This is a genomic window from Wolbachia endosymbiont of Anurida maritima (assembly GCF_042182995.1).
Lineage (GTDB): Bacteria > Pseudomonadota > Alphaproteobacteria > Rickettsiales > Anaplasmataceae > Wolbachia.
The window spans coordinates 46,857-65,798 of the sequence record NZ_CP102058.1 but is presented as its reverse complement, the minus strand read 5'-3'; the positions used below and the strand labels follow the sequence as shown (position 1 = coordinate 65,798).

Below are 18,942 nucleotides of genomic sequence, written 5' to 3'. Positions count from 1 at the left end.
TACTTATAGATATTAATTTGCTTTGCTGATAAGGTCAATTTACAAAAGGATGTATTTTAAAAGATGTAGCTAATTAGATAAGATTTCCAGCATTATGAACCACATAAAGCTCTAAAAATCAGCTAACATCGCGGGATGCTGTGCGGACGGAATGGGATTCGAACCCATGGTACGCTCATCACGTACGTCAGTTTTCAAGACTGGTGCCTTAAACCGCTCGGCCATCCGTCCATTTCTTTTCTATCACAACATTTGATTCTAAGCAATCTATAAAAACTTTACTTGCCCACACAAAAGTTGCTAAACACACTATCTAATATTTCCTCAACATTAATAATCCCAATCACTGCACCAAGTTCAAATGCAGCAAGCCTCAAGTCTTCAGATATCAACTCAATTGGATTATCGATATTAAAACGCTGTAAATGTTCCAGTGCTTTCTGCATGTGATTCCTATGTCTTTGCCGAGTAATCACAGGAGTGTCTCTATCGTGCCCAAATTTTTCCTCTGCCTTCTCTTTTATGAGAGAGATCAACTTGTTTGTACCTATTCCCTTTAGAATAGAAATGGGTAAAAGATCTATGCCATTAATTTTTATATTGTGATTATTGATAACATCGTCAGCTTTGCTCAATACATAAATAGTATCGCTATTTACAACGTTGCAATTGATATTATAACGCTGTTCAAAAGGAAATAGTTCTATTCTTAAATCAGCTTCAAAAGACCTCTTTTTCGCTCGACTTATACCTTCTGATTCTATTGGATCTGAACTCTCACGAATTCCAGCAGTATCAGAGAGAATGATTGGGTATCCGCCAATGTCAATATGAGCTTCAAGTATATCTCTTGTTGTGCCTGCATATTCAGAAACAATAGCAATATCACGCTTGGCTAAGAAATTAAACAGAGTTGATTTACCAACATTTGGTTTACCAGTTATTACAACATGTAAACCCTCACGCAACCTTTCGCCCCGTCTATTATCATTTAAATGCTCTTGTATCAACTTCACGAGAGATTGCACTTCATTATTAATTTTTTCCAATTCACTTTTTTCTGCCCAAATGTCCTCTGGAAAGTCTATATATGCTTCGATTTTGGATTGTATCGTTATTAATCTTTGCCTCCAATTGCTGTATAGTCTTTCCAATTCTCCTGATATCTGCTTAATCGCTTGTTTAGCTTGCATTTTCGTCTCAGCGTCAATTAAGTCTGCAATCCCTTCTATTTGCGTTAAGTCAAATTTACCATTTAGAAAAGCCCTAAGTGAGAATTCTCCAGGCCTGGCCATAACGAAAATTTTTGATAATTCCTCCAAGATGATTTTTATGACGGCCTTGCTTCCATGCACTTGAAACTCTATAACATCCTCGCCAGTAAAACTGTTTGGAGCAGGGAAATAGATGATTATTCCATTATCTATCAATTGATTGGAATCATCATATAGATCAACTAAAGTAGCAAATCTTGGTTTAATTTCTTTCTTAATATGAAAATGATTTAAAGCTTTAAGCGCGTAGTTGCCTGAAATTCTGATTACTGCAACTCCTGACTTACCAAATACGGTCGACAAAGCGAAAATAGTTTCATTTGTGTTTGTCATTATTTATATAAACTACTTAGCAATTTAAAATACCTAATCTAAAAAATTTTACTTATATTACTTATTCATATTAATGCAGTATTAGTAAATATATTGTATAGAAAAACTACAAAAGTCATCCAGATGAAAATATTTATTTTGAAAACTGACAATATACATTATAGTTATAAATGCAGGTTTTAGACATTTTATGCTCAAGAAATTAGCTTGGTATTGGTCCTTTATAGAATTAATCAAAGGATTTGCTATTACATTGAAATATATGTTCAAACCAAAGGTTACGTTGAGATATCCTATGGAGAAGGGCCCTTTAAGTCCAAGGTTTCGTGGTGAGCATGCGTTGCGTAGGTATCCAAACGGTGAAGAGCGATGCATAGCTTGTAAATTATGCGAAGTTATCTGCCCTGCTCAAGCAATAGTTATTGAAGCAGAGGAAAGAGAAGACGGTAGTCGCCGCACCACGCGCTATGATATTGACATGACAAAATGCATATACTGCGGACTTTGCCAAGAGGCATGTCCAGTTGATGCAATTGTGGAGGGTCCTAACTTTGAATTTGCTACTGAAACAAGAGAGGAGCTAATGTACAATAAAGAAAAGTTATTGCGTAATGGTGAAATTTGGGAGGACGCAATTGCACTCAGGTTAAAGAAGAATAGGCCTTATTATTAATGTTCAGAGCTTATAACCCTGTTATCCATTATGATTTAGGGGCAGTGCCCACTAGGGGTGGTGTCATCCAAGTAGCTGACACACAACTGTACGAACATTTGTTTGCGAGAGCAGTATGTTAAATATTATGGCATGTTTTGCCTCAAACACAAAGGTGTCATCCCAGTGCTTGACACTGGGATCCAGTAAAATTGATTGTGAACAAGCACACTATACAACATTTTCAATGAAATTACAAAAAAGCTGGATTCCAGTGTCAAGCACTGGAATGACACCATTTGCTGTGCAATTTACCTTCGAAAATGAATGTTCGTATGGCTATGTGCGTGACACTGGGATGACACCGTTGGAAGAAGCAAACCGCCTTCAAGCTACATGTCCGTATAGGTTTATTTATGGTTAGGATTACTTTTTCAACCGAACAAAAAGTAAAAGAATACAGTGGTAAAGTTACTGGTTTTGATATACTACAGCCGAATGTTTTAAAGGAAGCAGTTGCATTGAAAATAAACGGTGAGTTGTATGATCTCTCACGTGAAATTGAATCTGATGCAGAGATAGAGGTGATACAACTGAGTGACGAAGCGGGTTTAGATATAATAAGGCATGATGCTGCTCATATAATGGCGCAGGCAGTGAAAGAGCTATTTCCTAATACTCAGATTACTATTGGCCCAACAATTCAGGACGGTTTTTACTATGATTTTGCTACAGATCGTACCTTCACTACGGATGATCTTGCTGCAATAGAAAAGAAAATGAAAGAGATTGTAAAAAGTAATCACAGATTTGTTCGAGAGGTTTGGACTCGCAAGCAGGCAGTTGATTTCTTTAGTGGTATAGGCGAAAAATATAAGGTTGAAATTATATCCTCTATATCAGAGAGTGAAAACCTAACTGTTTATAGACAAGGCGATTTTGTTGACTTGTGCCGTGGTCCGCACTCGCCATCAACAGGTAGAGTCAAAGCGTTTAAGCTTATGAAAGTTGCAGGAGCATACTGGCGTGGTGATTCTAAGGGTCCAATGTTACAGCGAATATATGGCACCGCATGGAGAAATAAGGATGAATTAAACGCTTACCTTGAGTGTCTCAAAGAAGCAGAAAAACGTGATCACCGCAAAATTGCTAAGGATATGGACTTATTTCATATTCAGGAAGAAGCTGTTGGACAGATTTTTTGGCATGAACAAGGATATACTCTATATAATGTTCTTGAGTCTTATATAAGAAAGAAATTGATAAATAATGGCTATTTTGAAGTAAAAACTCCTATTTTGGTAAGTAAAGAACTGTGGGAAAAGTCGGGACATTGGGATAAATTTCGTGAAAATATGTTCATTGTTGATGAATCTGAAAGCAAAAAGCTAGCAATAAAACCTATGAATTGTCCTTGTCATGTGCAGATTTTTAATTCTCACACCAGAAGCTATCGTGATCTACCAATACGTATGGCAGAGTTTGGTACATGCCATAGAAATGAAAGCTCAGGCTCATTGCACGGACTGATGCGAGTGCGTGGTTTTACGCAAGACGATGCACACATTTTTTGTATGGGAGAACAAGTAAATTCTGAAACTGTAAAGTTTTGTGACCTTTTAAAAGAAGTATATTCAGAGCTTGGATTCAATGAAATTTCTGTGAAATTTTCAGACCGTCCAGATATTAGAGCCGGTAATGATGAAGTGTGGGATAGAGCTGAAAAAGCGCTGCTTGAAGCCGTTAAAGAAGCGGGCTTGAGTTATGAACTGAGCCCTGGTGAAGGTGCATTTTACGGACCAAAGTTAGAGTTTGTTTTGAGAGATGCAATAGGAAGAAATTGGCAATGTGGAACATTACAAGTTGATTTTATTTTACCAGAACGTCTGGGAGCTTTTTATATAGGAGTAGATGGGCACAAGCATCACCCTGTCATGTTACATAGGGCAATTCTTGGAACTTTTGAGCGTTTTATTGGAATTTTAATAGAAAATTATGCAGGAAAATTTCCAGTTTGGCTTGCTCCAACGCAACTTGCTATTCTGACCATTACAAATGAAGCTGACGGTTACGCCACAGAAATTAACAAGATTTTAAAAGAACAAGGTGTGAGAGTCAAGACTGATTTGACCAATGAAAAAATTAGTTATAAGATACGTTTGCATAGTTCAAACAAGGTTCCTATATTGTGGATTGTAGGCAAAAATGAAGTTACAAGTAAAACTGTGTCAGTAAGAAATTTAGGATCGGAAAGGCAGGAGTCTTTTTCTTTGGAGAAGGCTACTGAATCGCTATTAGAAAGTATTAATTTAAGTTAAGGGAGTTAAAGTTTGCAAATAAAAAAGAACAATAAAAATAGAATTAATGAACTCATCACAGCTAAGGAGGTACGCTTAGTTGATCATAATGGTGAAATGGTCGGAATTGTGCCAATAGAACAAGCTTTGGCATCTGCTCAGGATGTCGGTTTAGACTTGGTAGAAATTGCACCTGATTCAACTCCTCCAGTATGTAAAGTTCTGGATTACAGCAGACAAAAATATGATGCAAAAAAGAAGGCAAGTGAAGCAAAAAAGAAACAAAAAGCATTAACTATAAAAGAAGTTAAACTGGGTCCCAATATTGGTGATCACGACTACGAAACAAAATTGCGTCAAACAATGGATTTTCTTGTGCATGGACATAAAATTAAAGTTACAATGAGATTTAGAGGGAGAGAGCTTATAAACACTGAAGTTGGACTGGAAAAATTAGAACGGCTAATTAGAGACACTGAAGATATCGCAAAGGTAGAATTAGCACCTAAAAGAGAAGGAAATCAATATTTTTTAACTCTGGTTGCTAAGTAGCAAAACGGCTTAAGAAGTATAAGTAGAGTTAAATTATTACCCTCTCTTCGATTACATGGCGAAAATGTCTTATTAATCCTTGAATCGGCCAAGCTGCAGCATCGCCAAGCGCGCAAATTGTATGTCCTTCTATTTGAGTCGTAAGGTCAAGCAGTTTATCTATTTCATCAGGCTTAATATCTCCTGCCACCATCCTCCTCATAATCCTCCACATCCATCCAGTACCTTCACGGCATGGTGTGCATTGCCCACAGGACTCATGCATATAAAAGTGCGATAATCTCTCTATTGCAGCTATTATATCAGTTGATTTATCCATCACTATTACAGCAGCAGTACCAAGCCCTGATTGTGCAGATTTTAATGAATCAAAATCCATTTCAATAGTATCACATATAGATTTTGGAATTAATGGCACTGAAGACCCACCAGGTATTACAGCAAGTAAATTATCCCAACCTCCTCGCACTCCACCTGCATACTTTTCAATTAATTCACGTAGTGGAATGCCGAGCTCTTCTTCAACATTACACGAGTTGTTTACATGCCCTGAAATGCAAAAGATCTTAGTGCCAGTATTATTTGGTTTACCAAGAGATGCAAACCATTCTCCTCCGCGATTTAGAATATCTGGAACCATGGCTATAGTTTCAACGTTGTTTATTGTGGTTGGGCAGCCAAAAAGTCCAACACCTGCAGGAAATGGAGGTTTCATGCGAGGGAAGCCCTTTTTTCCTTCAATTGATTCAAGTTGAGCTGTTTCTTCTCCACATATGTAAGCTCCTGCACCCCTATGGATAAACACATCAAGATCATAACCTGATTTGCAGGCATTTTTTCCAATTAAGTTTTCTTTATAGGCTTCCTCAAGTGCCTTTTTTAGAACTAAATATTCATTATAAAACTCACCCCTGATATAAATATACGCAACTGATGCACTGATCGCTCTGCCGGCCAGGAGAATTCCCTCAAGTAATTTATGTGGCTCATATCGTAATATATCTCTATCTTTACATGTACCAGGTTCTGACTCATCTGCATTGACTACTAAATATGTTGGTTGTTTTTTTNNTGGAAGATTTTTGGGCATAAAGCTCCACTTAAGGCCGGTGGAAAATCCTGCACCCCCTCGACCTCTCAAACCAGATTTCTTTACTTCATCAATGATTTTTTCTGATCCTAAATCCAGTAATTCCTTTGTTTTTTGCCAGCTACCACGTTTTTTTGCACCCTCAAGTAGTGGAGTTTCTTTACCATTTAGGTTGGTGAATATTTTGTCTTGTTCTTTTAGCATGTTTTTCAAAGTTTGTGAGTGATCCCGACGCGATTCGAACGCGTGACCCACTGATTAAAAGTCAGTTGCTCTACCGGCTGAGCTACGGGATCATTTCATTTTTCAGCTATACTAAACATCAATACAGTTTTTATCCGTTTTAATCAAACTAAAATTTTCATGTGTGAATTATATAATACACTGCGTTAGTGATAATTTAGTTAAAAAATCTATGGATAATTTAAAAAAATTTTTAAAGGAAAACTTTTTGTTAATTTTCGGTTCACAGATTTATTTGGGTGGTGTGAAGTATAACGCTAAGGAGACAAGAAAAATAGAAAATTGTATATACCCTGCAGAATTTGTGCACTATTATAATGCTTAGCAATAGATAAATATTTCTTGCATTTCAGCCTGAGTGATTTATGCTTTAAGAGAATATTTGGGGGCATAGCTCAGCTGGTAGAGCATCTGTTTTGCACGCAGAAGGTCAGCGGTTCGATCCCGCTTGCCTCCACCAAGACGCCACAAAACCTGTCAAAACAGCTTATTTTAATCCACCTTCCTAAAAATCCCTATTTCTTTTCGTAACTTCTCTCTACACAAGTAATGTTTGTTATTATAGTTCTAGTATATACTAACTTAACAATAAATTAATCAATAAATGTTAGAATAGCTATAATTAAATTGATTGGGTAATACTTATGAGTAGAAAAAAGCATGTTTTTAAGATGGTGCCTGGACAGCAGTTTTCATGCAAATCTACTGTTTATGAAACGTATTCTAACATTCATAATCCTGAATCTATGAAAAAAGTCAAGCTTATACCGCTAAGTGGAGAAGACGATACGCTAGAATTATCTATAAAATTCTGTACCAATTTTCTTGATAGATTAGGAATGTATTGCGTAGAAGAAAAACAAAACCGATATGTTCTAAGTGATACACCTGGTTATTCCGAGAACACTAGTTCATTTGCATATGACAATAATAGATTGGTTAAACTATCAGTAAATTGGGGCATAAGAAATAAGACTGGTTATCATGATTTTATAGGGAAAACAGTGAAGTACGAATATTTAACATGGGAGGAATCAGATCTTGATGACGATAAATATTATTTTTCAGATAAGATGGGAAATTTTATCAATTCACCTGATAATGAGACATTACAGTACAGTATGCCACACTATGATACGGCAAAGGTGATAGAAGATATAACATCATTTAAGATACCGAAGAGTGTACTAATATCAAATGAGTTCACCGAAACTTTTTTAAAGGGCTTAACAGAAAACCAATTAAAGACCCTTGCCAATACTCTTAGTAACGGGCAACTGCAAAAAATAATTCCTGAACTGAGCTCAAACCAATTGCAGGCCCTAGCAGAAAACTTAACAGATAACCAATTTCGAGCTTTAGTGGATCATCTAACCAATCACCAATTACAAACCCTTGCTCAGGAACTAAATCCAGAAAAGTTACAAATAATTGTTCCTATTTTAAATGATGCTCAGCTTGAAGCTCTAGTGAGAGACTTAAATCCAGAGCAAGTAAAAGAAATTTTACCTCACTTAAAAGTGGATCAGTTCAAAGCACTTATTAAAACTTTAAATGACGAGCAATTTACAGTGCTTGCAAAAGACTTGGCTGAGCACCACTTGACAATACTCTCCAAAGAATTAGAAGGTGATCAGTTGAAAGCTTTAGTAAATAGTCTGCAAGAAGAACAACTGAAAGACTTAGTTAATAAGCTTGATCCTGAGAAACTCGAAGCAATTGCTCAGGATTTAACTGATTCTAATAAGATTCAGATTATCATTAAGTCTTTAGTTGACAACCCAGACAAACTTCAAGCTTTTGCTCGCAATATGTCTAATGAGCAGTTTAAAGAACTTTTGGATAACGTAGGTGCAGAAGAGCTTAAAGACATCATTCACAAGCTGCCTCATGAGAAAGTCATATCTGTGATTGGCGATCTTAGCAGTAAAGATCAGTCTAATGATATTATTAAGATGTTGAAAGAGCAATTTAAGGAGCAAAAAGAAAAGCAAGAAGAGATGATGGAGATACTTAACAAATTTAAAGTAGTAAATGATAAGGACTTAGATTTAGATGAAGATGGATGGCACGCCCCATATTTTCGAGGTACTGACACTGAATTGACGATGATGGGAGAGTACATTCAGAGTGAGTATGGAATTTAGGAAATTTTAGAAGATTATTTATATGTAATTTAGCTAACTTTGAAATTATAATTTTTTGTAGGAGTTAATATGAGTGATGACCTAGTATTTAAAATACTAAGCAAATTTGAGCCTAAATTTAGGAATAAGAATTTGGCAGATGATCAAGTAATACATGCTAAAAGTCTATATGGAGTTGTGGATAAGGTAGTCATTGATCTAAACAAAAACTTTGTTCCTGTATTAGATGAAAAGTTTAATGACTTAATTAATACGATCGGTAATATTGATAAACAAGGCAGTTTAAAAGAACAGATTCAGAGTTTGCGAACAGACTTAGATGCTTTAAAAACATCGAAGGTAGTAGACCCAAATAACGAAGATAGCTGGGAAGCACCACAGCTTAAAGGTGCTGACGATGAATTCATAATAATATAAGAGCGTTCCCATACCAACCTCATCATCTTTAGGTTGATACTCAGTAGGCTAAAAAACTGCACGATATATTTTTTTTATAGGAATTAATATGAATAATTACAGTAAACAAGAAAGTGAAAAAGCAATGAGCGAAATGAGGGATTTTGACTATAAAGAAATAAATAACTTAGTAGCCAAAATTAGACCTAAAAACTTTGAGGATATTAAAGACAACCCTGTATCAGCTAGCTACGTTAACGTAATTATAGAAAAATTTATCAACGATTTTAATGAGATATTTGTTTCTGAATTAAATGATGAATTTCACCTATTTATCGAAAACTTGAATAGAATTCAAGGCGAAATTGTAGAATTAGAGACAATTAACCATAATAACATAGATGGCTGGGAGTAATAGCTATATTGCAGCAGTTATAAAAGCAATAGCGTGCTAGCAGGCTGTTGCTTTCTTTCACATACCATTTCAATACAACTGAATTAGGAAATCTATTTTAGAACTTTCGGCTTATAGTTCTCATCGTGTTTTGCAAACACCGTATCTGCAAGAAAGGTACTATTATCAAACATTTTACCTTGCACAACAATACCACTTTTTTCTGAAAACATTGGTGGAAGTATTCCCTGATATTTCACTACAACGCTTTTGTTAAAATCTGTTATTTGAAAAACTACTTCGCTTTCGCTCCGTATCACGCTATTTTCAACAACCATTCCACCAACACGGATTGGCTTTTGACTATTTGGCAAGACTATGGCCTCACTTACTGTATAGAAAAATGAGATATTTTCTTTGAGCATTGTTAAAATAAAAAAAACTGCACAACTTAAAAAGCAGAAAATTCCTGAAGTTATAAGTAATCGCTTATGTTTCTTCTTCATTATTATCTTTCAGGCTTTCTAAGATTTTTTTGCTTTTGATATAGCAAGAAATGGTAAAAATCAGCTCTCCGGTAATCAACGTAAGACTAATAAGGTAAGCAAAAATCACATACGTGTTCATAATATATCATTAATAAATAACTCACCTGCATCAAAATAGATTAAGCTTCCATCCTTTTGCTGCAACACTAATTTACCACTTTTATCTATATCAGCAAAAATTCCTTCATACAATTTGTCAGCTAATTTTACACTGATTTGCTCATTCATTTTGAATGCTTTTTTTAACCACATTTCTCTTATAGCATAAAACCCATCAAATAGCCATTGCTTTCTTAGCTTATTAAAATTTATTATTAATTCCTTTAACAGATCCATGTTAGACACAGATTCACCGTAATTGCTAATGCACGTTGTTCCTGGAAGTGGTGCATGATTGACATTAATTCCAATTCCTATAATGAGCCAATTCGAATTGGATCTTTTTTCAAGCAATATTCCACTTATTTTCTTGCCATCGATTAGAATGTCATTTGGCCATTTATGTTGAACGTTACTGTCACTTATAAATGATAGTAACGTGTTGCCAACAGCAAGAGCAGTGACAAAAGTCAGCTCTGTTAATTTGCTAACATCGATTTCTTGGTTAATTATCAAACTTGCATAGAAATTACCTTCTGGAGAAACCCAACTTTTTCCAGTACGCCCTCTACCTTCTGTTTGTTTATCAGTAATAGTGACAGTTTCATTAGATATCCCTCTCTCAATTAAATCCAATGCTTCTTTATTAGTGCTTGAAACTTCTTTGTAATGATGAATATGAAAGCTTTCGAATATTTCAGACACCATTACTATGGTTAGTAAAGTCTTGCACCACCAGACGTAATAGCAAATCCGTTAAGATTTTTTTCATCTTCATCATCTGACTCTCGGCCTCTTTGATTCACTCTAAGCTCTTGCAAATGTGTACTAGCGCCTTCTTCCTCTTCAGTTATCAAGGGTATGCCACAAGATAGTGTATGTTGGTGAAGTGATAATGACATCATTGAATCACCATCCCAATCACTACCCCAAGAAACATAACTATCCGTCGTCGTATGACCATACCCCTCCTGCACTTCTTCTTCAGAATCAGTTTGATTAAGTTGTTGCTTTCTTTCATTTAATGCATAACTGAGCCTCAAGGCCAGCTTTGCATTATGCGAAGTATGAGATTGTTCGGGCAGACGTGTTGGAAGTGACATATATCCTCGTTCTTTACAATTTTTGATAGAATTACTACCATCTTCCAAATTAATGATTGACGGCAAACTAGGAAATGGTCTAGATTGATTTAGGATATTCAACGGTGAAGTTTGCTTTGTATATGGTGACAACGAAGGTAACGATTCCTCTGTTTGGTTAGCTTGCTGATCAGCACCATTAATCATAACGTTTTCAGGTTGCGGTGTTTCTGTTTCTTCCACTGGATCATCAACTGGTGGTTGTTGTGGAATAGGAATAACCGACTTTTCAGGCTCTTGCGAAAGCAACGGTGGCGTAAGAATAGGCACAGCTTGTTCTTTTTCTTGTACTAGACTTTCTCCTTTTTCTTCATTTTTACTTCTTGGTTCGCTACTAACCTTATTAGATTTACCCTTACTGCGTATGGCGGAAATAGTAAATGCTGCTAATGTAATTACTGAAACTAATGCAGCAACTACAGAAATGGCAAAAATTGCCAGAGGAGCTGTAGAGATTACAATACCAAATTTAATTGCTAAAGCAACATAAGGGAAATATAAAACAGCTACAGTGCTCGATCCTCCTAGCAAGAGAGCGGCAATTGAAAATTTCAAAACAGTTTTTCTTTTACTCATTTTTCACCACAAAATATTAATTAATCACTAATTATAAACACTAAATTGTTAATTTGTCAATGAACTAATCAATGAGTAAAGATCTTCTACATACAAGAAAAGAACGAGATTGATCAGTGAAGCCACTGAAGTAATAATGAATAGACCCTTAGAATAAGCAACCTTATTACCACTAGCTTTATCAAAATACATAACTTTCATGATATTTAAATAATAGTAGCATGATATCACACTCGCTATTACAAGGATCAAAGACAGGCTGATAAAGCCAGAATTTATTAAACTTTTGAATATAAAAAATTTAGCGATAAAACCTGCAAGTGGAGGTATTCCCGACATCGAGAGTAACAGTACAGAAAGATGAAATGCTACAATTGGGCGTTTCTTCCCTATACCAGATAAATTTGCAATATCACAATCGTCATCGTCAATTTGTACGAGATATGAGAATAGCCCTATGCTTGTGATAATATATATCACCAGATACATTAAGGTACTATCTGTTCCTGCTTGTGTAAAAATAGAAAGTGAAGCAAATATAAAACCAATGTGACCAATTGAACTGTAAGCAAGCAGCCTTTTTAAGTTTTGCTGACGCAAGGCCCCAAAAGCTGAGATAAGCACAGACAATGCTGAAACGTATAAGAAAATAGGCTGAACATAACTTTTTACATTTACTAACTCTTCATTCATCAATCGAATTAAAAATGTTACAAGTGCAACTTTTGGGGCCGTAGAAAAAAACGCAGTTACTATGGTAGGTGCACCTTGATAAACATCTGGAGCCCACATATGAAAAGGAACAATAGCAAGCTTGAAACACAAACCAATTAGAACAAAGACTAACCCAAAGACTATTCCATAAGTTATCTGGTGGTTTTGCAAGAATGAACTGAGCTCAGAGAAATTGACTTGTCCTGTATATCCATAAAGCAGCGACATTCCATATAGCATAATGCAGGAAGATAGTGCACTGAGTGTAAAATATTTCACTCCCGCTTCACATGAATAAATCGAATCTTTATTAAAGCTCGCAAGAACATACAAAGATATACTCATCAACTCAAAAGCTAAATAAAAAGAGATCAGACTATTTGCTGAAACCAAAGTTATCATGCCAAACAGCGCAAAAAGAATCAGTATTGAAAATTCATATTTATAGTCATATTTTGATAAATTCAGCATCAAAAGTATTAAAATTCCTGTGCTGAGAATTAACCCTTGGGCTGACCTGATGTATAAATTGAGTTTTAACAACGAATTAAAGAGAAAAATTTCATTGTTTTCTACCGAAAGAATTAAAATAATCAAAGTTACCGCTGTGCAGCCAAGTGCTAATAAGTTGATAGTTCGGCGGTTAAATATAATCCCAAGCAGCAGCAACACTAACGAGGAGATAATAGAGAACGTTTCCGGCAATATCTGTATATAATTCATAGCGCATCATATTTGACTAACAAATTTGCCATACATGGCTTCAAATAATTCAGTGCAAGGGTTGGGTAGAATCCAAGCAAAATAACAAACACTGCAAGCAGAATTAAGATAGAAAATTCTATGCTATCCAAGCGGTTATTTAATAATTTAGAATAGCTAACCCCCCATATTATTTGCTTACATAAATTCAGCATATAAACTACGCTTAAAATAGTGCCAAGTGCGATAAATCCTGTAAAAAACCCTATGCTCTTAAACATCCCAATCATAGCCAAAAACTCACCTGCGAACCCAGATGTTCCAGGTAGCCCTATTGAAGCCATTGAAAATAAAATGAACATAAAACCAAATTTTGGCATTGTATTTACTATGCCAAAATACTTTGCAATCTCCAAAGTTCCAGTTCGAGTATATAGCATTCCAACACATAAAAATAAAGCAGCAGAAATAAGGCCATGACTAATCATTTGAAATATGCTACCCAGTACTCCTTCCTCACAAAATGAAAAGAGGCCAGCAGTAACGATCCCCATATGTGCTATTGAAGAATAAGCTATTAACTTTTTTATATCATCTTGAGCAAACGCAACTAGCGAAGCATATATCACCGCAATAATGCTCAGCACAACAACGAAATTTGAAAAATACAAACTTGCCTGAGGAAGCATTGGAATAGAAAATCTTAAAAATCCATATCCCCCCATTTTAATAAGCAAGCCAGCTAAAACCACAGATCCAGAAGTTGGTGATTGCACATGCGCATCAGGAAGCCAAGTGTGAAATGGAAACATTGGAACTTTTATTGCAAAGGAAATAAAAAATGCAATCCACAGCAATGACTGCACTTCAAGATCAAGGCTTGGCACTAATGTGGCTAATTTTTGTATATTAAACGTCCCAAAAATGCTATAGATGTATACCAACCCAAGTAGAAATAATAATGAGCCAGTTAATGTATAAAGAAACAACTTAAACGTCGCATATATCCTTTGCTTTCCTCCCCAAATGCCAATAATAAAGAACATTGGTATTAAAACAGCTTCAAAAAACACATAGAAGCTTATAGCATTCAGTGAAATGAAAAACCCGACTACAAAACTCTCAAGCAGTAGAAATAATGCCATATAGGCTTTTAGGGTCGTATAACTCATTTTGCAGTTATAGAGTATACAAATTACAAACAAGAAAGTTGTAAGCAGAAGGAAAAGCAACGATATACCATCTATCCCTATTCCTACATTCTTGATTGGATAGCTGACAAACTGAAAGTCCGCATTGTTATAATCAAATCCTATACAAGCTACAATGCTAAGCAAAAATGGAAGTATAGCAAAAAATAGGGCAAGGAATCTTAGGTGTATAGATTGATGGTTAATCCTGATCGAGGATAAAATTAACGCTCCTATCAGTGGAAGCAAGAATATACTAAGTAACAACACCTTCTATTTAATTCCAATAATATACAAAGCACCAATTATTAAAGTAACAAACATAACAAATGCATAATCAAATATATAACCAGTTTGTAACTTTATAGAACTTTTTGAACATTCATTAACCAACCTTACAACACCATTTGGTCCAAATGAATCAATAGCCTTAACATCAAACTTCCATAGAAGCCTAGATATAAACCTTATTGGTACAATTATAACAAACTCATACACCTCATCAAAGTACCATTTATTCTGCAAAAACTTAAGTAAAAATTTACTCTTAATTTGCCTAATTAGTTGATATTGGTAAATTAGGTACGCAAATGCTATTCCACTTAGGCTCGCTAAGGTTGGCAGTAGTTTTATAAAGAAATTATGAACTCCATGCCCATCAATAACTACTAAACTTGATTTCCAAAATGCATTACTAGTTATGTTCAAAATATTTGCTCCCCATATCCCAGAAAATACTGATCCAAAAGCAAGTATCAGTAATGGTATAAGCATAATCTTTGGTGCCTCATGTATATTAATTTTACTTTGTTTTTGGCTATGGAACACAAGAAGCAACAACCTCCAAGAGTAAAACGCTGTGAAGAATGCAACAACTAAGCTTATTACAAAAGCAAAGCTATCCGTGCTATAAGCATGTTCAATTATCAAATCCTTTGAGTAAAAACCTGCAAATGGAAATATTCCAGAAAGCGCAAGAGACCCAATCCACATGAGAGCGTAAGTGCAAGGGATTTTCTTCCAGCAATTTCCCATTTTCTGAATGTTTTGCTCATGATGCATTGCATGAATTACATTGCCAGCACCAAGAAATAGTAGAGCTTTAAAAAAAGCGTGTGTCATTAAATGAAAAATAGCAACATTGTAAGCAGAAAGCCCACATGCCATGAACATATAACCAAGTTGGCTGCAGGTTGAATAAGCAATTATTTTTTTTATATCGTTCTGAGTAATCGCAACCGTAGCTGCAAAAAAAGCAGTAAGTGCACCAACAATAACTATTAATTCTCGTGCCACATTTGATAACTCAAACAATGGAGAACATTTTGCTATTAAAAATATACCTGCTGTTACCATAGTTGCAGCATGAATGAGCGCAGACACAGGAGTTGGTCCTTCCATTGCATCTGGTAACCAAACATGTAGGCCAAGTTGCGCGGATTTTCCCATACAGCCAATAAAAAGTAATATGCATATTATATGAATTATTTTAAATTCACAGCAGAATGCCCTAATGTTCTGTGCGCCAAGAAGATCAGCTGTGTCAAAAACTTCAGTAAATTTCAAAGAGTGAAATGTATAATAAATGAGAAAGATCCCAATCAATAGTGCAAAGTCTCCTACCCTATTTACAACAAATGCTTTAATTGCTGCATTATTTGCAGAATATTTTTGGAACCAAAATCCTATGAGTAAATAAGAACATAGGCCAACCCCTTCCCAGCCAAAAAAAAGCTGCACGAAATTATCGCTTACAACCAGCACAATCATGCAAAACGTAAATAGCGATAGGTAAGAAAAAAACCTCGACTTTCCCTTATCATGTTCCATATAGCCAATGGAATAGAGATGAACTACCAGTGAAATAGTGGTAATAACAATAAGCATTAAGGATGAGAGAGCATCCACACTAATTGCCCAATTTACTTTTAATACACTTAATGAAAATAGAGGAAATAAACTCAAGTGATAATTTTCAGAGAAGGTGAGAAAAACATACCAAGATAAAACTGCAGATATTCCAATCCCTGCCGTTGTAATTAACTGACTCCTCTTCTAAAAAGTGCTGCAAATAGCGAACTAAAGAGTGGCAAAAATACTATTAATTTCAGTATATTCATCATACTTTCATTCTTTCATTAAATTTGCTTGTTCAACGTCTATATTGCCACGGCTTCTATAATATACAACCAATATTGCAAGCCCAACTCCTGACTCTGCTGCTGCAACAGTCAACACAAACATCACAAAAATTTGCCCAACTATATCATTCATAAAGGCAGAAAAAGCAACTAGATTGATATTAATTGCCAGCAATAATATTTCTATTGATAATAATATATTGATTATGCTCTTACGGTTAATGAAAATACCGCACACCCCAATAGTGAACAAAATAGCAGCAACTATCAAAAAATGATTTAATCCTATTTCCATTCTACTCCTTTTCCAAATCTAGCCTTAACCAATTTTACAGATGAAGATTGTGTCAATTGCTTTAATACATTCTGTTTTTTAACTCCTTTTTTCTTGTCCTGCAAAGTAAGAGCAATTGCACCAACAATTGCAACAAGCAGCAAAATACCAGAAAGATGAAAAGCGTACATGTAGTCGGTATACAGCAAATTACCAATAGCTTTCACGTTATTGGTATTATAGTTTATAACATTACTTATATTCAGCGTTGAGCTGCGGATTACAAAACTAATAATCAGAAAAAACACAACACATAATATAGCACCAAGAGTGAAATGCTTTGCAAAACCCTGGCGCAACCTTATGTAGTCAATATCGAGCATCATAACTACAAAGAGGAACAACACCGCAACCGCACCGATGTATACTATCAGCACCATCATAGCAATGAACTCAGCTCCAAGGAGAATGAAAAGAACTGCAGAGTTAACAAAGGTGAAAATTAAAAATAATACTGCATGCACAGGATTTCTTACACTAATTACGCATACAGCAGATAAAATGCTAAGAATTGCAAAAAAATAAAAGAAAAAAGGCATTGATACTTTAACTGCAACAATAGTTACTAATTTAAAGTGACTATTGCTGTAAAGTCAATATTATATTAAACGTTTAAGAGCATGTCTTCAAACTAAGTAGAAAGGAGTTAAGAAGTGTGTTATAAGATATATTTTAAATGTACCCAAGCGATATAAGTGACAAAGAATGGAAGATGATAGAGCAATATTTTGAACCTAAAAAGACCGGCAGACCAAGAAAACACAGTATCAGAACGATTATCGATGCAATAAGGTATGTGATGAGAACAGGCTGTCAATGGAGACAACTACCTAAGAATTTTCCACCATGGAAAACCGTGTATAGTTGTAATTCGCGTTTAAAAAAAAGTGGAATATGGCAAGAAATTCATGATTTTCTAGTTAAAAAACTAAGAAAGATAATTGGTAAGAATGAAACTCCATCAGTAGGAATAATTGACAGTCAATCAGTAAAAACCACTCAAAAAGGGGATCCAGAGGATATGATGCTGGCAAGAAAGTAAAGGGTAGAAAACGCCACATCGTTGTAGATACTCTAGGTCTTGTAATTGCTGCTGAAGTACACAGTGCAAGCATTCAAGATCGTGATGGTGCACTAAATCTTTTTGTTCAAGCCAAATGCAAAGCTCCAACATTACGTAAGTTTTTTGCTGATCAAGGATATACAGGTAAATTGCAAAACCGCTGTTTATTGGAAACTGGATGTTTGTTGACGATTACCAAGAAAGTAGTTGATACAGGATTTCAGGTTATTCCTAAACGTTGGATTGTTGAGAGAACCTTTGCTTGGCTCTCCAATTTTAGACGTATGAGTAAGGATTATGAGCATTCTCCTCTCACTTCAAAAAATAACATCTTTTTTAATATGATCACTATTATGCTTCACAAATTAGCTCATTCTTGAGTTTGAAGATATGCTCTAAAAACATTGTACTACAAAGCTCCAGCTCCATTTTAAATTATTATATAGAGCATTTTCTCAGTAATGCAATAAACACTTAACTTGTTCTTGATAACTTTAATTTATTAACGTATAATATATGTATATTCATAATTAATGGCAGCGCGAAATGTACAACATATTTGGTTATTTCAAAACTTGTAACACACAAAGTGGTAAATTAAATAGTGAAAGTTATCAGTACACTACAAGAGATTACATGACAATTTACTTCAATAACACACTAGCAAGTTTCAGTAGATCATGGAGAGAATTTAAAGAAAAAGCGTATGGATTTATGTATGATATCGGAACTTGGTTGAAAGAAACATATGAAAATCTCACTGAACGACCTGCAACGCATAACCACTATGCCTCAAAGTTCCCTGTTAAAGTTGAAGAAAGAGAAATGGAGGAGCTAAACCGTACATATAAGTCATTCCAAACTCCACCTATCCACCCAACAAACAGCAGCCTAGATCAGATCAATTTATCGTTACCCACCACATCCAAGCTGCCTAACAAAGGTATATACAAAACGTAACACTTGAGTGAAGCATTCTTTAACTGTTCTATTCAATAAAACCTTTACAATATTTCGATCATAGGTTTAACTTTACGAAGTTATAATCTATAGGG

At 35.2% G+C, this 18,942-nt stretch carries 19 protein-coding genes, 3 tRNA genes and 1 pseudogene; 11 read left to right on the top strand and 12 right to left on the bottom strand.

Going from position 1 to position 18,942, the window contains the following annotated elements; translation table 11 throughout:
- Nucleotides 1–143 precede the first annotated feature (143 nt).
- Both NOX90_RS00380 and mnmE read right to left on the bottom strand, forming a co-directional pair.
- Nucleotides 144–231 (bottom strand) — tRNA-Ser (locus tag NOX90_RS00380).
- Between the two features lie 47 nt (nucleotides 232–278).
- Nucleotides 279–1,607 carry a tRNA uridine-5-carboxymethylaminomethyl(34) synthesis GTPase MnmE gene (gene mnmE, locus NOX90_RS00375; RefSeq protein WP_375604142.1) on the bottom strand — a complete coding sequence of 443 codons (1,329 nt, stop codon included), beginning with the start codon at nucleotides 1,605–1,607 and terminating at the stop codon, nucleotides 279–281.
- A gap of 190 nt (nucleotides 1,608–1,797) precedes the next feature.
- Between mnmE and nuoI the strand changes: the two genes are divergently transcribed.
- The 4 genes from nuoI to infC all read left to right on the top strand — a co-directional run bounded on the left by nuoI (nucleotide 1,798) and on the right by infC (nucleotide 5,108).
- The gene (nuoI, locus tag NOX90_RS00370; RefSeq protein WP_375604141.1) at nucleotides 1,798–2,280 is read left to right on the top strand and encodes an NADH-quinone oxidoreductase subunit NuoI; all 483 of its coding nucleotides are present in this window, start codon (nucleotides 1,798–1,800) and stop codon (nucleotides 2,278–2,280) included.
- Between the two features lie 115 nt (nucleotides 2,281–2,395).
- Nucleotides 2,396–2,683 carry a hypothetical protein gene (locus NOX90_RS00365; protein WP_375604140.1) on the top strand — a complete coding sequence of 96 codons (288 nt, stop codon included), beginning with the start codon at nucleotides 2,396–2,398 and terminating at the stop codon, nucleotides 2,681–2,683.
- Nucleotides 2,676–4,577 carry a threonine--tRNA ligase gene (thrS, locus tag NOX90_RS00360; RefSeq protein WP_375604139.1) on the top strand — a complete coding sequence of 634 codons (1,902 nt, stop codon included), beginning with the start codon at nucleotides 2,676–2,678 and terminating at the stop codon, nucleotides 4,575–4,577. Before NOX90_RS00365 ends, thrS begins: the two co-directional genes overlap by 8 nt.
- Before the next feature lie 12 nt (nucleotides 4,578–4,589).
- Entirely contained in the window at nucleotides 4,590–5,108 is a 519-nt protein-coding gene (gene infC, locus NOX90_RS00355) for a translation initiation factor IF-3 (RefSeq protein ID WP_375604138.1), read from the top strand.
- 28 nt (nucleotides 5,109–5,136) lie between these two features.
- On the opposite strand, the gene nuoF is transcribed toward infC, so the two are convergent.
- On the bottom strand, nucleotides 5,137–6,402 hold the full coding sequence (gene nuoF / locus NOX90_RS00350; RefSeq protein WP_375604137.1) for an NADH-quinone oxidoreductase subunit NuoF: 1,266 nt from the start codon (nucleotides 6,400–6,402) through the stop codon (nucleotides 5,137–5,139).
- 19 nt (nucleotides 6,403–6,421) lie between these two features.
- Nucleotides 6,422–6,494: transfer RNA gene (locus NOX90_RS00345), tRNA-Lys, on the bottom strand.
- Between the two features lie 331 nt (nucleotides 6,495–6,825).
- On the opposite strand from NOX90_RS00345, the gene NOX90_RS00340 reads away from it, so the two are divergent.
- The 4 genes from NOX90_RS00340 to NOX90_RS00325 all read left to right on the top strand — a co-directional run bounded on the left by NOX90_RS00340 (nucleotide 6,826) and on the right by NOX90_RS00325 (nucleotide 9,399).
- Nucleotides 6,826–6,901, top strand: a tRNA-Ala gene (locus NOX90_RS00340).
- 184 nt (nucleotides 6,902–7,085) lie between these two features.
- Nucleotides 7,086–8,588, top strand: a complete 1,503-nt coding sequence (locus NOX90_RS00335; RefSeq protein WP_375604136.1) for a magnesium transporter MgtE N-terminal domain-containing protein — start codon at nucleotides 7,086–7,088, stop codon at nucleotides 8,586–8,588.
- Nucleotides 8,589–8,657: 69 nt separating this feature from the next.
- Nucleotides 8,658–9,005 carry a hypothetical protein gene (locus NOX90_RS00330; protein ID WP_375604135.1) on the top strand — a complete coding sequence of 116 codons (348 nt, stop codon included), beginning with the start codon at nucleotides 8,658–8,660 and terminating at the stop codon, nucleotides 9,003–9,005.
- A gap of 88 nt (nucleotides 9,006–9,093) precedes the next feature.
- On the top strand, nucleotides 9,094–9,399 hold the full coding sequence (locus tag NOX90_RS00325) for a hypothetical protein (RefSeq protein ID WP_375604134.1): 306 nt from the start codon (nucleotides 9,094–9,096) through the stop codon (nucleotides 9,397–9,399).
- A 92-nt stretch (nucleotides 9,400–9,491) separates the two neighbouring features.
- Here NOX90_RS00325 and ccmE read toward each other — a convergent pair whose 3' ends face one another.
- The 8 genes and pseudogenes from ccmE to NOX90_RS00285 form a co-directional block, all read right to left on the bottom strand.
- On the bottom strand, nucleotides 9,492–9,884 hold the full coding sequence (ccmE, locus tag NOX90_RS00320; RefSeq protein WP_375604133.1) for a cytochrome c maturation protein CcmE: 393 nt from the start codon (nucleotides 9,882–9,884) through the stop codon (nucleotides 9,492–9,494).
- 117 nt (nucleotides 9,885–10,001) lie between these two features.
- Nucleotides 10,002–10,733: a biotin--[acetyl-CoA-carboxylase] ligase gene (locus NOX90_RS00315; RefSeq protein WP_375604132.1), complete on the bottom strand. Its 732-nt coding sequence runs from the start codon at nucleotides 10,731–10,733 to the stop codon at nucleotides 10,002–10,004.
- Between the two features lie 8 nt (nucleotides 10,734–10,741).
- The gene (locus tag NOX90_RS00310; RefSeq protein WP_375604131.1) at nucleotides 10,742–11,743 is read right to left on the bottom strand and encodes a hypothetical protein; all 1,002 of its coding nucleotides are present in this window, start codon (nucleotides 11,741–11,743) and stop codon (nucleotides 10,742–10,744) included.
- 48 nt (nucleotides 11,744–11,791) lie between these two features.
- A complete protein-coding gene (locus NOX90_RS00305) occupies nucleotides 11,792–13,180 on the bottom strand; it encodes an NADH-quinone oxidoreductase subunit N (RefSeq protein ID WP_375604130.1) in 1,389 nt (462 codons plus the stop codon).
- A complete protein-coding gene (locus NOX90_RS00300) occupies nucleotides 13,177–14,619 on the bottom strand; it encodes a NuoM family protein (RefSeq protein WP_375604129.1) in 1,443 nt (480 codons plus the stop codon). The genes NOX90_RS00305 and NOX90_RS00300 overlap by 4 nt, the downstream gene beginning before the upstream one ends.
- 3 nt (nucleotides 14,620–14,622) lie before the next feature.
- A pseudogene (gene nuoL / locus NOX90_RS00295) lies at nucleotides 14,623–16,472 on the bottom strand (NADH-quinone oxidoreductase subunit L).
- A gap of 4 nt (nucleotides 16,473–16,476) precedes the next feature.
- Nucleotides 16,477–16,785, bottom strand: coding sequence for an NADH-quinone oxidoreductase subunit NuoK (nuoK, locus tag NOX90_RS00290; RefSeq protein WP_019236815.1), 309 nt, complete (start codon nucleotides 16,783–16,785; stop codon nucleotides 16,477–16,479).
- Nucleotides 16,776–17,363: an NADH-quinone oxidoreductase subunit J gene (locus tag NOX90_RS00285; protein WP_375604128.1), complete on the bottom strand. Its 588-nt coding sequence runs from the start codon at nucleotides 17,361–17,363 to the stop codon at nucleotides 16,776–16,778. Before NOX90_RS00285 ends, nuoK begins: the two co-directional genes overlap by 10 nt.
- 137 nt (nucleotides 17,364–17,500) lie before the next feature.
- On the opposite strand from NOX90_RS00285, the gene NOX90_RS00280 reads away from it, so the two are divergent.
- The 3 genes from NOX90_RS00280 (at nucleotide 17,501) to NOX90_RS00270 (ending at nucleotide 18,847) form a co-directional block, all read left to right on the top strand.
- Complete coding sequence (locus NOX90_RS00280) at nucleotides 17,501–17,866, top strand: transposase (RefSeq protein ID WP_375603639.1); 366 nt, start codon at nucleotides 17,501–17,503, stop codon at nucleotides 17,864–17,866.
- Complete coding sequence (locus NOX90_RS00275) at nucleotides 17,809–18,267, top strand: transposase (protein WP_375604575.1); 459 nt, start codon at nucleotides 17,809–17,811, stop codon at nucleotides 18,265–18,267. Before NOX90_RS00280 ends, NOX90_RS00275 begins: the two co-directional genes overlap by 58 nt.
- A 166-nt stretch (nucleotides 18,268–18,433) precedes the next feature.
- Nucleotides 18,434–18,847: a hypothetical protein gene (locus tag NOX90_RS00270; RefSeq protein ID WP_375604127.1), complete on the top strand. Its 414-nt coding sequence runs from the start codon at nucleotides 18,434–18,436 to the stop codon at nucleotides 18,845–18,847.
- The last annotated feature ends 95 nt before the right edge of the window (nucleotides 18,848–18,942 follow it).